Raw genomic sequence first — 17409 nt, 5'->3', positions numbered from 1 at the left:
TTTAGACAAATATTGGTTGATTGAGTGAAATGCGTTACGCAAACCTGCGTTGCAAAATAATAATATTTATTACTCGATAATTATTTGATATTTAACAGTACCACTTTCTCCTGGTTGTAATTCATTGGTCAGCGTCCACTTCACTTCACCTTGATAACCAAGACCATTGGTACCGTCAGGTGTTGATACCGCACAAGCTAATGATGCTGGTACACCGCTACAATCAACAGCAGTATTCAATGAACTAAAGGCTGGCGTAGTATCAAAGACTGTGATTTCTTTAATTGGTCCACTACCCACATTGCTATAAGTAATTACATACTCCAAGACATCACCCGGCTTACCGGTGTTACTAACACTTGCAGCAGAACCTTGAGTTATATTTTGTACTGTTTTCTCAAGTTTTAGCTCCCCTGCCCCTGTATATGTGGCGCGAACAGTGTCGCTATCAACCACTAAACGTGTGACGCCATGCCCTGTACCAGTTGAATCCTCAAACACCATATTCGCTTCAATTTCGTAATTATACTGGGCATTAAGAGAAGCATCAGCTGGCACAAATACCTTACTAATTAAGCAAATAGCGGTATTACCAGTGACAGATACTGGTGCAGTTATACTTGCATCAGCCCCATCAACGTTGCCATTACAGTTATCATCGAGATAAAGCACAGAGCTCCAACCATCATTTGCGGGTTCAACATTCACATTAATAATAGAGAAGTCGACAGTACCAGATGTCGCAGCTGTAAACTTATGCTCAAACATAACAGGCTTACCCGGTTCAGCTTCAGTGAAGTTATCAGGCTCCATACGTGGTTCTTTCACTTTACCAAAGTTCAGTTCAGTAATATTATCGCCAGCGTTAGCATTAACCGTCATTTCACTATCAATAACATTACTGCTTGTCACTTGTGGTACTGCTGATACATCAGACTCACTAATATTAATCCAATTAGCTTGTTTAATCACATTAAGCAATAAGTTCTTATTCGCAAAATCAACGCCGATTTCAAATTGATATGAACCATCGCCCGATGTAATTTCTGTTGCAATCACATCACCACTATTAACACCAGCAACTCCTGCATCATTGAATGTTACATTAACGGTAAAGTTACCAAGACCAATCTCATCGCCATCGATAACACCATCATGAGCTGCGGTTGCACCACCAACACCATTATCTTCAAAAACGAACCCACTAAGAAGAATACGGTTCAATAATTCAAACCAATGGTCTTCTACTTCACCATCAGTCGCAGCTCCATCAGGCGAATTACAACTACTTGCGGTTGAACATAAACGAATTCTCATTACTGTATTGCCGTTAAAGCCTGCAGCGCTGGTCGCATCAAGCGTAATAGGAATACTGTTATTACCAGTAGTTACGGCTTGATCATTAACCAGTTGCTCATTAGCATCATTGAAGTCCTCGTTATTATTGAGGTCAACCCAGATACTAATAAAGCCATTACCTACAACACTAATCGGAAGGTTCGTTGGTGTTTCGACTACGATTTGAGCTGGAATATTAAGATCTTCATCATCTTGGCCATGAACATCATCACCCGAAGCATCCACACTACTCCACTGGCTGAACTCAGGATCCCAACGGCTACCAAGCATTAAATCAGCACTACCATCAAGAGCGGCATCAAAGTATGCGTGGCTTGCAATACCGTAGTTTGCATCTGCATCACCATAGTCAACAGCATCATAACAACCTGCTGCATCATTACCTTGGAGTGATTCTGCATCTGTTGCTGTCACAAATTCAATTTCAGCTAATGGTAAGTTAATACGGTAAATAACCGAACGCTTATCAAGGTCAATCGCACCACTTTGGTTGGTATCATGATTACCGCCATTGGTGATAGCATAAAGACTTAATGCATTATCAATAATCAACCCACCAGCTTGAAGCTTATTGTTAACATCTAACGTTGGCTCGCTGCCGAAGTAAACTAAATCTTGCTGCACAATCGCACCAGAAGTTAAATCAACGCTATAGAGATTACCACCAACTAGATCAACCATGTAACCTAAGCCTGTTTGTGGACTAATCGCTAAATCAGCCCCGACTTCAATTGCACCGCCTGTTAACGAACCACCCATTGCCGCAATATCAATATTCACCACAGTAAAGGTTTGACTATTAAGGTCAATTTTCACTAATGAGTCCCATGTTGTACGCCATACAACTAGAGTGTTACCGTCTATTGTGACGTCACCCATTGTTGGTGAGCTTAATACGGTTGCAGTTGAGCTATAACCTGAATGACGCAAGCTATCTCCTTCAACAAAGTCAAAGCTTTCTCCATCAGTTAACCGACGTATCGTGGCATTACCTGCGGCAGTAATTGGTCCTAAATCAATAAAGCTAGTACCTGTTTTATCTGTCACAAATAAGTGATGGATGCGATCTGTTTGTGACATATCGGTAAAGGTACCGTAAATAAGGCCACTCGTTCGATTAAAGCCAATCGCGTTAATATTGTTAATATTTGGCTGATTAGTAATAACAATAGGACTCACAATATCAGTGAAAGAAATTGGATTACTGGTCACATCAATCGCATTAAAATTATAATCCGTCGCAGCAATAGGTTTCTGAGTTTGAACAATCAAGTCACAGGTACTATTGCCGACTAAGTCAGATATCAGAATACGATAATCCTCAACTTCACCATCTAGCGACATACCTGTTGGTGAAGCACAATCATTACCACTACATAAACGTACGCGTAAGTAGCTATAACCGACTGTTGCGTCACTTGGAATTGGAATGGTAAAGGTGTTACTACCAATCGCAGCACTTGGTTCAATGACAATTTTCTCATTAGCATCATCCCAATCACCATCAAGATTGAAATCTAACCATGCATGAAGTTGTTGACCCGTTGTTGTACGAGCAGCATCTTCAAGTACCATGATTTCAAGTTCAAAATCCTCACCTTTCGTGGCTGATAACAATGCATTAATACCGTCTTCATCATCGAAGTTATTGTTATCATCTGCTAGTGCACCAATGTCTTGTAAATCACCGAGATCGGCATCCCACTTAGCACCTAGACGAAGATCTATATCTCCATTGTCATCGGTATCCGCTTGAACATGCATCGCCCCATCATTTTCATAAATTGTGGTGTAGTTATTAGGGCTGGTGCCTACTGTGGTATCAGGCGCATCACCTAAATCTGAACCCAATACATTTGGCGCATGAGTGAAACAACCTTTTTGCAGGTTATAACCATCTCCTGTACTACCTGTAAATCCGAACCGAACCATTGTCGTTCCAATGTCAGCACGAATATCTCGCGTAAATTGGCCAATAACGATACCGTCCATATAGTAAATAAAGGTATTAGTACTAGGATCCCACTCAAACTGAGCAATATGATAACGACCATCTTCAAGCTCACCACCATTCACTGAAGTGGCAGAAATAAGAGTATTCGCAGCGCTTGGTGTATAAACATCACCGTTTAAATACACACCTGTATGATCGATATATTGCCCACCTACCGCATCATCCGTTGCACCGATATAGGTATTATCAAAAGTATCAAACTCAAACACAATGGACGGTGATACAGGCGTTGCACCAGAGAAATCACTGACACCCAAACCACCACCAAATGCACCAAATGCATTTAAATCACGTGAATCGGCAGAGAGAACAAATGTCATACCATCAGCCCCTGACTCAATACCATTTGGACAACCCGTATTACAAGTACGATCGCCAAGATAAACAGCAAGCTCCGCATAAAGTGGTTGGTTTAAATCAATGAAACCATAACTCCATAAATAACCTCGTTGGTTAACTTGGCTTTCAGTAACAATGTACTCACCATTTGCTGATTGATAAGCATCGCCACCTTCAAATACTACCGGTGCATCACACGTACCAGGCTGAATGATATTTGAAATAATAGGTGTTACTACATCAGTATCATCCTCATCATTACCAAAGCCGTTATTAGGGATTGAATCAATATCAATAATATCGGTAGTAATAATTTCAGCATCAATGCTTAACGCTGACATATCTTGTGGTGCAAGACGAATAATCGCGTAGTCATTAAACCCAAGTCCAATCGTGCCTAAATCAAGTTCACCTGTTAGCGGATCATAGGTGGTAATTTCGGTTACACCATCACCAGCATAGGCTTTAACAAAACTGTATCCTGCCGGTATTGGTAGGGTTACTTTAGTATTTGCAGCAACCGTTGTTCCCTTATTCTCAACACTTATAACAACGTTAAATGGAATACCAATGGTTACGTTAACACTTGGCTCTAGGGTGAGGGAGAGCTCAAGATCACCGACAGGCATTAAGCTAATAGCATGATCTTCGACCTCACCATCTTCAACACTGCCTGTTGGCGTATTACAGCTAAAGCTACTTGAACAAGTACGTAATCGAACAAAGCTATTTATCGGTTGCACATCAGCCGGTACAGTAAAGTCGAGTTGTACATCACCATCAGCAGTGAATACAGCTGTCGCGTATTCGTCGGCATCAAATGAACCATCACCATCAAAGTCAATCCAACCATGAAGATTATCATTACCCGATGTCACGACAGGAACCGTCAGTGATACCACGTCATCTTCGACAAGGAAGCCATTGATTTGTGGCTGGGTAAAACCGTCTTCATCATCAGGAACAAGGCCATTGGCATCATCACCATCAGCAGTCGCCGTTGGTTGACCATCATTTTCATTATCAGGTCCGATTGCGCCGATAAATGGCAATCCAGTGTCTGTTTGGTGACGAGGTCCCATATCAGCAAGCTCTGTCGCGTAACCTAATGTTGTTGGTGCATCACCATAATCAGTTGGTACTGGCGCATAACGACAACGCGCGCCATCATTGCCTGATGCGGCTACCCCATTTCCACTCTTAATTGCTTGAATTAAATCAACGGCAGGTGCACTTAAGTTAGATAAGTCAAAGCGCCATAAGCTGCCATCAGCATTCACTGAGGCATATGCAAAGCCTAAATTATCAAAATAGAAGGCACCCACAGCACCACTGGATGGAACTATATTCGTTTGACCGACATTTGTTGCTGATGCGGTATAGGTAGAATTTGATCTATCTGCTACAAAATCAATACGATAAAGCTTCTTATCAGAGTCAACACCCCAACCAATATTAGTGTTCAATGGATGAATGGCAAAATCACCAAGGGCAACATTCAGTGGTGCCGAGCGGCCTAAGTATTGTCCATATGTCGCCGAGTTAACATTAACATCAATAAAGTACATTCGACGACCCGTTGCAGCATCAGAGATAACGACCAAAATATCGTCGTCTGTCACATCACCCGAAGCAAACGAAATACCGTTCATTTCTGGTATATTAAATCGCATTACTTCTTGATTTAGAAGGTTAATCGCAACCACATCCGAATTGGTTGAGCCACTATTTTTATAAACACCCCAAATTAAGTTTTGCGCGATACTATAACCAATTGCGTTATAGGTTTTCGACGACGCAGTACCTAATTCCACTTCAATAGCTGTCACCAAATTAACTTGATACAACTCAGATGGCGTATTCTTCGCTAAATAAGCATTAGTATCACAGGTTGGGTATTCATCCGTGTATTGCTTATCTGCAAAGTCATGATTTACGCTAGCGGTCAGTATACCAACTTCATGAACATTAGGATTAACCGAAATATAGTTTGGCGGATCGCTAATATCACGACCAATTGATATACCGGTTGCAGGATCGATAGTACCTGAGCTCGGTGGCCCAGCACTACAATCAAGCGGTGGTGTAATACCATCAGTCTCATACAAGGCATAGTCTTTATTTAACTCACCAGTAAAGGTGTAATAACCAATATCATCATTATCAATATTACCATCACTATTAGCGTCGGTAGTGCCATCACTGGTTAGCACTGACGTACATATACCATCTGTTTTATTGTAAAGCGTGACATAAACGCCACCCATGCCAAGTTCATCACCGTCTTTTACGGTATTAATAGATGTGCCTGTTGAACCACCGTTATCGTTAAAGACATAACCTGTAATAGTTAATGCATCTAACATCACCAGCGCATAATCTTCAACTTCACCATCAGCAATATTGACACTCGTTGCACGGCTATCATTGCCTAGTGCATCATTAGTACCTGCTGCAGGCATTGACGTAAATACACGAATACGAGCAGCAGCCACACCCATGACCACACCAGCAGGTACCGTAAAGTTAAGATCAACGGTTGAGGTTGAAGTCGCTGTTGTTTGCTGCAATTCACTGGTTGCAAACACACCATCTTGGTTCCAATCAATCCAACCATAGACATGTGCCGTACCGCTATTTACTGTTACATCCACAGGTAGCGTATAACTATTATTGCCTAAACGCAGACCATGATGTAATACGTTCGCACCGTCTTCATCATCACTACCGGTAATATCATCACCGCTAGCAAATAGTGCCAAATTACTATTCACCGTAATAGCTGCATCCCCACCCATATCGGCATGGTTTTGACAGTAATAGTACAAGTTATCTGCCGTACTACCATCAACCACAACATCGATATAACCTGTATTTTCAGTCACTCCCGTTGTATAAGCACTGCCGCTATTCCAGGTGCCGTCAGCTATAGTTGAGAATTTCAATACATGTGAGGCAGGTACCGCACTGACATCAAAGCGATAAGTACCAGCAGCAAGAGATAAATCAGGGGCTTCAATACCATCAAAAAAGAAACGATTACCACTACCACTGCTTGCTGGCGCGGTGGTTACTTTAATGGTTGCTTGATGTGTTGCAGTATCAGCACCGCTACCAAAAGCACCATCATCGCCATCTGGTGCCAGTAGACCTAGATATACGGTTGAGCCTGTTGATGGAATCACATGAGTAGGGCCGTTAATCGTGCTGTAATTACCTTGACTATCAGAACTCGTATTTGCATCAGGTGCATCACCGTAATCAATACTAGATACGATACATTCTTCAATCAATGCACCAATAACACCGATAACTGACGCTGAGCTACGATCATTGTAATAAGCAACACGATGAATCGGTACGCCACTCGTATCTGCGGTAGTTAATATAATTGGCGGATTAATATTACTGTTATTGTGCGTATTTGCTTCGGTGATTTCTTTAATGCCAATTTGATTATTGTTAATATCAAAAGCCACTAACGTCAGCCGGGTTTGACCATCTCCAGCTTGATCAGGCACAATACCCACCGCATTCGCAGTACGCTTACTGCCATCGGTATTGACTAAATCAATTGAAAGTACCCGATCACCGACCCAGAAAATACCTGGTTGGCCACCATCAGTATTAATTAATGCATTTTCACGGAATGGATAGTTACTTGAGTTATGTGATTCATAAATTTCAACACCAAATGAACGATAGACCTCTTTCGCCGGACGACCAGCAGATTGAGATTCGGCAGGGCTAACGTAATCACTAAAGCCTGTCGATAAGGTAGTAACACAATCAGCAATCGTTACTTGATGATCTTCAACTTCACCATTAGATACCGTACCTGCACTACGTTCATCCCACGCAGTACCGTTATTATCTGCAGGTAGCGCATCAGTTGTTATACGTAGACGCATAAAGCGATCACCGGCTTGCAGGTTACTCAAGCCATTCCATGTTAGAACTGCATTACCATTATTAACAGCATCACTATCTGAACAAGCTGCTTCTGCATATTCCGTAGTCTCAAACATGAAGTTATTATTAAAATCAATCCAACCAAAGACTGTTGCCCCTTTATCTTGAGAGCCGGTATGATCATTACAAGGTACATCAAGAGTAAATGATGTATTTGTATCTAAAATTGTCGTACTACTATTAAAGGCATCTTCATCATCTACGGACGAGGAACCACCAGAACTATCATTAATATCATCAAGATCTGCATTTGCACTTTGATAAGATCCGACTTCCATGTCTGGTCTTATTGATCCTAGATAGATAAAATCATCACTTAAATCTTCATCTTCTTGCGACGTACTATCAGGAATACCGTTATAAATAATTTCTTCAACATTATTTAAATTAATAAAACGGTTATCTGGCCATGTAACCCGCCATGCATTAGTTCCTTGTGAAACCACTGTATAATAAGAAGCTGGTTTACCAAGAATCAGTCGGTCGTGCCCATCACCACCAGAATAACCTAAGCCATTTTGTGACATATTATTTTTAATCACTAATACATCATTTTGACTACCACCATTATGGTTAACATTCGCTGGATAATCCCAATACACCCAACGATTACCGTTTACAGATGGTGACAGCATGTCTAACAATTCATCATCTGTAAATGGTGGTGTTGCATCACCACTTGTATCTGCTGCTGATGTCGTCAATTTATGCCGCGCGCCCCCACTCGCTGCTAATGTATGGAATGTAGCATCAGAACCATCATCAAATGCATCACCAAAATCACTATCTGCTGTTGGTGAACTAATAATATTAATCTGATGATCCTCTACCTCACCCAAACCTCGACTTGATAATGAACGAGCATCAGCAACACCTAGCGAAGTCCCACTAGCTGTAAGTTCTTCTGCACTAATACGTATCCGCATATATAGAGTAGTATCCGCATTAAATCCTGAATGACTATCCCAGATAATATCGAACAGGTCGCCATTAGTATTATTTGCAACTAATATTGCGCCATTAGTATCACCATTTGTTAAATGCTCACTCTCTTCAAATAACCCATTTTGGTTCCAGTCAACCCATGCATAAAGATAAGCATCAGCACCCGTTGTATTGGTTACTTTGAGTGATTTCTGGAAGAAAGTTTCACCATAACCATGCGTCAGAGCACTTAAGCTATCTTCGTCATTATTTGTTCCATTAATATCATCGCCATCTGCTGTCGCTGTTGGCTGACCATCACTATCAACATCGGTAGCATTAGTTCCAATAAACAGATCTGTTGAGACAATATGAGCAGGACCATTGTTAGCCACAAGAGTATGATAATTTCCAGTACCATTATTACTTGAACCATCATCAGGCGCATCACCGAAATCAAGATCGCCAGCAACCACAATGAAGTTTGCAGAGAACTCTGATGTTTGACCCGGTACAGCACCAGTTCCTGCTGCATGATCAGAGAAGCTAATCGCACCAATCGTATCACCAACAGATAAGCCACTAACGTTAATTGTGCCGCTGAAAGTACCATTAGTTTGTTGCGTTAGACTACCAAGATAAGTAACACCCTCACCGTAGGTTAAGCCTGTTATTTCATTACCAATATTAAGCATGAAACTCCAACCACCAACTGGGCTTGCTGTTGTTGAAGAAGTACTGGTATCGGTTGCATCACCACTGACGATATAAAATTGGATTTCAAAGCTATTTTCGCTAACAAATGCACCATTACAATGCTGACCTTCAACGGTTAAGCTATTACCACTCAATTCTGCTTTTTCAATTAATGGTAACGCTGGCCCCGTAACTGTAGGTGAACCATGATAGGTTGATAAATAACAACGTCGGCTATCTCCCTGATGAGGGTTGGTATCTATACCATCCTCTTCACCAATATCGATAGCAATACCACCGTTATTACCAAATTGGTTTTTGCTTATTTTAATACCACGACCTAAACCTGGCGCATAATCGATACCATTAACACCCGCAGCGCCATTTATAACCTTATTATATTCGGCAACAATACTTGACCCATAACCTAAACTAATACCTGAGTGAGGGTACCATTCTGATACATGGGCATTATCATAAGCCGTATTTGATTTATCAAAGAACCCTTGGGTATTGGTAACCGTATTTTGTAAAATATCAAGATAAGACGCACCAGATGCATTATCGATACCTGCAAATTTAGCATTATCAATATAGTTACCTTTGATGGTGGTGGCGTTCGTACCGCGATCAAGCACGATACCAGAACCATCAACGTCAATAATATAATTATCAGAAATAACAAACTTATCACGAGGATCTAGTGGGCCAGTGATATACCAAATAATAATGGCAGTATCCCAAGTATTAGCAAAGTAGTTACTGTCTATTTCACCAGAGCCGTCGTAATCAATTTCACCACTCCAATTATTACCATTATTAATGATCACGCCACGGTATAATTGATTTGCAGGTTCTACACCAGTAGGTAGAACGCCAATAACATTATTATTAAAGTCAAAGTTTTGGATTGCATCTCGAGCGAAGAACGCTGGGCCAGATACAGTGCCATCACTATCATCTGAATATACGCCCATATTCTGTACCGTAATATTATGTGCATTTGAAGTAGTTTCTATTGCAGCACAGCCACTCCAACTAATAGATTCAGCGTTTACTTGAGCGTAAAAACTACGGCCACAGCTGTTATTACGAAGGTGGTTAATAGCAAGATCTGGTGTCTCAACTTGAGAAATTGTTCTCGTGTTCCAGTCTGCGCCCACAGATGTCACTGGACCTAATAACGATGGATCTTCATTCCTATCTGCGTTACCGTCCTTGTAATCATAGGCTTTACCGTCAATCGTGGTATTACTGTCTGTTAATGCAGTAAAAGATGTCGTATCCGTCGTTGATGTTTCCCACCACGTTGCGCGGTTAGGCGAAACAGCTGGCACAAAACGCATAACATTTGGACCACTGTAAGCATTCGCATTTTGTAAGAACTGTTCATAAGAACCGATGCCACTACTTTCTGTATTGACAACAACATTAAAGCTAAACCCAAAACTTAAATTCCCAAGTGCTTGTATTTGCGAATTAAGTAAGAAACCAGTAACGTGTTCTCGCGTTCCAGCATCAGTTTTATCATCTGCAGCCGTTGCTGATTTACCCCCGTAGCAGGCATCGTTAAAATGAGTAGTATCAGAAGATAATATACTACCGCCGCTACCATCAGCACAGTATGATTGTATTCCCCATGTTTGAGGTATCTGGAATTGAGATGCCATACCAAATGTCTGCTCTGCAACTAGTCCAGTACTACCATTGCTTGAGACAGTTGGTGCATCAGGGGCAACCCAATAAACACCCGTTCCGAGACCTGTAAATTCATAATCACCATTTGCGTCTGTTGTCACTGTACTGACCAACGTATCGCCACTATTTGGCAAGTTATCGCCATCATCAAAGTATATCGTTACTATCACATTTGATAGACCACGTTGATCACCCGTATTATCATTAAAGACCACATCACCATCATAAAAAATACCATCACCGGTTATGTCTTCAAAAATAGTACCATTAACTGAAATTGTACCAGTAGGAGGTGCACTTGAAGGGGCGTAATCTCGATAATCAAGATCAAGTTGAAGCGGCACTACTGCGCCATCAACTGCATCATTATCAGTATCACCAAAGATAGTTTTTAGATGGGTAACAGTATTAGCAGTAACTTCATCAGTAGGCGACCATTGACCAGGTGAAGAACCATTAATGGCTAAGTCATTATTAGCATCAAAGATATCTAATAAACCATCACCATCAGTGTCGGTTGTGCTGGTAATTGAATCGGGGTGATTTGGGCCATTTTCGGCGACATCTGAAGTGCCATCTGCATCTGAATCTAAATCAATATAATCCGGAATAGTATCGCTATCTGTTACTGCACTTTGGTCAGTGTTAACAGGAGTGAGGCCTAATCCTCCGGTACTATTTGTTGTAAGATAAGCCGTGTTTAAGCCATCATTAGCTATGTATTGTGCAAAGCTATTTACATTAGGAAGAATGTAATCATCAGACGTTTGTGCTTCGATATTATCTGGAATACCATCGTCATCTGCATCAATATCTCGATGATGCCCTTCTTGAGTAATATCTAAATCTTTGGTTAATAATTCAACACCACAGATGGCAAAATCATTACCTTGGCCACTGTTATTACTTCCACTGGCAACAAAATTATTACGTACCGCAATCGTTGTTAGAGTCTCATCCGATGATGGTGTGTAATCAAAAGTATAATAATGTTCACCGCCAACGATAGTCTCATTAGGGTTAATGATCTGGTTATTAATAACGCCTTGTGTTTTTGTCATTGTGCTTTGCGACATTAACACGCGTAAACGGTAGGTAACGCCTGCTAGCAGAGTTGTAGAAGGCATATATTCAGATTTAACACGATAAAATTCGTCATTAAAGGACATTGAATTCAAACCTTCCCCTGCACAACGCCCCACTGTATCAAACTCATTACACAAAGTTAAAAACGCATAATAACGGCCACTAGAACAACTACCACCATATCCTTGCCACGTATTATTCACTTGGTTACCGGTATTACTACCCATACCATTCTGACCTGCACAGGCTAGTGCGTTACCCGATGGGTTACTATCACTAACACCACCAACATGAGATGGCGCATAATAGAAACCATCGCCTGTATGTTTTACTAATGGACATTCATTCGGATCATTTAGGTTGGCTGCATCAAAATAATCACGGTAGAGGTAATTAGGATCAAAACCCAACTCATCAACATCTAGAATACCATCATTATCATCATCAATATCAATGGAATCAGGTACGCCATCACGGTCAAAATCTGATTCAGTTGAACCGCCTCCCGTTCCTCCACTTGCGACCACACGAATAGAGTAGTCTTCTATTTCACCTTGGGTTAATTGCACACCAAGTGCACGAGGATCTTCATCACTGCTACTAGCCCCCGATAATGTGAGTTTTTCTTCAGACAGACGCAGACGAATACCATAATGCTGATTTACTAATGGCCAACTCGTAATATTATCCCAAGTGACACTGTAATTTGTCGCTGAACCACCATTATCTGGAATAACTATCGCACCATCATCAGCAATACTGCCAACTGAAGTTAGCTCACCAACATCTAATTGGCCATTATGATCGGCATCTAGCCATGCATATAGATAAGCATCTGCGCCTGTATTATTTGATACAGGAATATCAAAGGTCACTAAATTATCTGTTTCATTCACTGTCACTTGCGGCGCTGGTAATGCATCTTCATCATCACGTATTGCTGTTGGTGTACCAGTGTTATCATCCTTATTCGCATATGACGATGTATAAGTGGTGTTATATGTTGATGTATTGTAAGGATCAGGATCAGTAGGGTTAGTACCAATAAATAAATCGGCACTTGGGAAATGAGCAGGTCCGTTATCACGTATATGTGTACGATGATCAACCGTTGACGTTGTTGATGATGTTCCATCCACTGTATCTCGCAAATCTCCCATATCAAAACGACCAAAATACACGCGATGATCTTCAACTGCACCTATTTGTTCTACAACACCTAATGAACGAGGATCTTCATCCGTACCCATTGCGCCTTGTAAATCAATTTGCGTTGCCGACAAGCGAATTCGCATAAAGTAATACCCGTTATCAAAATCACTTGGCACAGTGATACGGGTATCCATAATTTCATTCCAAGTGGCATAGAATAATGCCTCACCGACGGTTCCTGAATTCGAAGCAGCTAAACCTTCATCTACTTCAAAAATACCGTTTTTATTCCAATCAACCCATGCATAAAAAAATGCATCTTGACCAGTCTCATTTGTTAATGGGTTAAAACGTATCCAATGAGCACCGTTAGCATTACCAACATTAATCATCTTATTTGGATAATAACCAGACAACGCACCTTCATCATCTGTGTCTGTATTATCATCACCGTCAGCGAGTAAAGTAATTAAAGCATCTGATTCAATATCTGTTGGATTTGGACCCATATATAACTGTGTCGAAGGCAAATGACGCGGACCATTACTTACCGCTAATGTTTTATAACTTTCTTCGCCATCTAAGCCATCTGGCGCATCACCAAAGTCATAGACTGGTTGTTGACTTGGCTCATCACCATCTCTGAAATCTAAATCTTGAGATAAGGGCTCAAAACCATTTACATCACCATCAACATCACCAAACGAATTCACCCGTTGAGCAATAGACGCAGTTGTTAATTCATCATCGGGATGCCATGCACTTGCGCCACTGCTGTCTGTCGCATCAAATATATCCCATAAACCATCACCATCAGTATCGGTATTAGCACCACTGCCAGGGTGAATATTATCAGGGCCATTTTCGGCGATATCTAATACACCATCACCATCAGAATCGGTATCAATATAATCAGGGGTTGTATCAACACGAATAGCAATACTTGACGTAGCATCAGTATTAACTGGGATCAATCCTGGGCCACCATTATTAGTATTAATATAACTACTATTAACGCCATCATTGGTATTATACGTTGCTGCATCATCATTTGATGGAAATATATAACCTTCTGTGGTTTGCGCTTCAATATTATCTGGAATACCATCATCATCAGCATCTATATCTAAGCAATTAGTGATTGAAACTGCAGTTTGCGATTGAAATAACACATTATCAATTGAGAAGTCATTACCTGAACTTTCTATCGTACGATTATAGATACCCCAATCAATAGATGTTTTATTGCCACTATTCCATGTAAAAGTAAAAGTTTTATATTCCGCTGTTGTTATAGATGCTGAACGATCTGGAATATATTGCGCGACAGAGACACCATCGACATAAAAATGAATTTCAGGTTCAACATTCGGCACAGTATTAGATGGATGGCCCTGAAGGTTATTAGTATTAATTTTTACATCAACACTAAATACATAATTAGTATTGGGTTGTACCGGAAGTTTATTTACAGGCTTATAGATATAACCCGCTTGTTTAGGATCATTAGCTTCACACACATCAGTAGATGGCACACTACCACCTTGATAATCATGCGTACCAAAAATTAGATAGACATTACCATTACCATCATCCCAAAGAGTGGTTGTTTCAGAACAACCAGATCCTGCAAGGTAACTACCCACTTGTTGACCCTGTGAGTTTGTTGGTGTTGTACCGCCACCTAAAAATGGCACCACTAAAGCTGGCTCTAAAGTATATTGACCCGTAGATTCAAATCCTGTCGCTTCTACTGTCGTTGTATCAATAGCGGCTTGTAGGCTTGGAATTTCATTAAAGGCATCTGCAAAACGCTCAAAGTTCTCGTTATGGACAATACTACAACCTTCATCAATATCTAAAATACCATCGTTGTCATCATCTAAATCACGGCTGTCTGGTACACCATCTTTATCAAAATCACCACTTGCCACACCTGGTGGCGATATTGGTGCTATATATTTCTCAATCGTAACTTGATGATCTTCAATCTCACCATTACTTGCAGCTGCGGCAAAATTACTGCTACTGTACGAGCGACAACCAAACTCAGAAACACCGGCACTTGGCATACCTTGTGATACATCAAGCTCTTTAACACCACCTTCCATAGTGTATCGAATACAGCCATCACCTGCATCGTGTGCAGCATGAAACTGACGACCAGGATCATTTAAATTGGTATAAGTGGTTTGTGTTCCAGTTGCCCAGTTATAAGAAATGGCATTATCTAAACCAGCAAAATAGGTTACCATTTGACCTGAGCTATTAAGTGCTGCGACTTCTTGGAAGTAAACACCATTAGTATTAAAATTAATACCGTTCAATAACCCATTATTAATTTGTCCTGTGGTTATATCAACACAAATAACCGGATCGATAGAAGCATCACCACCACATACAGCAACAGGGTTTGATGATGAGTCATACGAGACGAAGAAATTATCTCTTTCTGCATCATCTTCTTGTATTAACAGTAGAATAGGTTGTTGGTTATTAAAATCACTACACATCTCATTATTTGTTGTATCCCAACACATAACAAAACGCTGACCAGCATTACGTGAATATGCAAAATAAACACGATCACCAATCACTTCAGTTCTAGTATCTGCACCTGTAACACCAAGCCCAACAACACCTGTAATATCAATAGGATAACCAGAACAATCGGCCATCATGGTTGTGACACACTCAATTTTTGTTGAGTCATCCATCACATACATTTTATTACCGACAAGCCCTGGCATTGAACGGCAAGTATGGTCTGTACTACCACAATTATTGGCATTATCGGTTTTGCCATTACCAAATGCACCCATGAATGAAACAAAACCACACGAATTATCGGTATCCATATTCCAGCACGACATCCCATACTCTGTCGGAATATAGATTTTATTATTTACAGCAATATGATTACCTTGATGAGGTGTTCTGGTATTTGAATAAGCCCCTGTATCTAAATGTTTGCCATTTGGATTACCAGCGCCATTATCATAACCGGGACACAGTGCACCCGTTATGATGTCATAACAAAAAACCGCTGGCTCATGTGCATTTCGATGATGTGCTATTGCATAAACACGAGTTTCATCGCTGTTAGTGAATAACCCATAACTATCATGACCAATATGACCAAGCCCTGTTAGTGAACTACCACTGACTAAGTCATCTGTTGTGAGGCGAAAACGAGCAAACGTTAGCCCATCTTGTATTTCAGATAAATCATTCCATACCAAAGTAACATTACTGCCATTTGTACCACTAGGTACGGTAACACTTGCAAATTCATTCGTTTCAAATTGTTGATTTTGGTTTAAATCAATCCAGCCATATAAGTTTGCAGTCACACCCGATAAATTAGTTACTTTAACGTCGGTAGAATACGTAGTGTCACCGTCTTCATACGATACAATATGTGATGTAAAAGACTCCTCGTCATCACCATTAGCATCATCTCCAGTTGCATCACTATTTGGCTGACCGTCACTTTCAATATCAGGCGCGACATCACCGATAAATAGATTACTACTTGCGACATGATTAGGGCCACCACTTGATATTATTGTTTTGTAATCATCAGGTGCATCACCAAAATCTTTCGTTGCTAATACCTCTGAACTAAATAAAGATACAATAGAAATAAATCCTAAAGAGATAAATGATTTAAATATTTTTCTACATGAGTGTATTTTTTTACCTACACAATAAAATAGATCTATCCCTATTTTCTTCAATACTGATAATAATCTTATTCCTTGTATAGAAATAAGATAAATAAGTCGGCCTGCCAAACTCATTTTTGATAATATGTCCAAACATTTTGAGTAAAGAGAACTCAACATAATGAGATTCCTTAATAAAGTAATTATCAGTACAAAGAGAAACAGTAAAATATAGACGCTATCGTTATAAAATTAACAAAAATAAAATTCACTATAAAACGCGTCGACTGAAATCATATTAATATCTGTATATTTTTATTTAGCAGGTTTCATGCCACAAATAATATACAATTTTGACTTGGTATTTTAACAACATAAAAAAATCACAATTAAGTTGTGATTAAATTGCATTGCAAAACAAATATAATATTTAGGATGTAGCGAATTACAAAATATTAAATAGATAAGCCACCATTTAATTAATCTTATTTATAATAATTA

The 17409-nt window shown here is 40.2% G+C and carries 1 protein-coding gene; it reads right to left on the bottom strand.

Features of this window, described 5'->3' with window-relative positions; genetic code table 11:
• Nucleotides 1-69: 69 nt before the first annotated feature.
• Nucleotides 70-17088 (bottom strand): GEVED domain-containing protein, encoded by a 17019-nt coding sequence (locus BTN98_RS13045; protein WP_105030022.1) that lies wholly within the window; start codon nt 17086-17088, stop codon nt 70-72.
• Between the last annotated feature and the right edge of the window lie 321 nt (nt 17089-17409).

This window comes from Photobacterium aquimaris (assembly GCF_002954455.1).
Taxonomy (GTDB): domain Bacteria; phylum Pseudomonadota; class Gammaproteobacteria; order Enterobacterales; family Vibrionaceae; genus Photobacterium; species Photobacterium aquimaris.
Note: the sequence above shows the minus strand (reverse complement) of the source record. Positions and strands in the feature narration are given on the sequence as shown.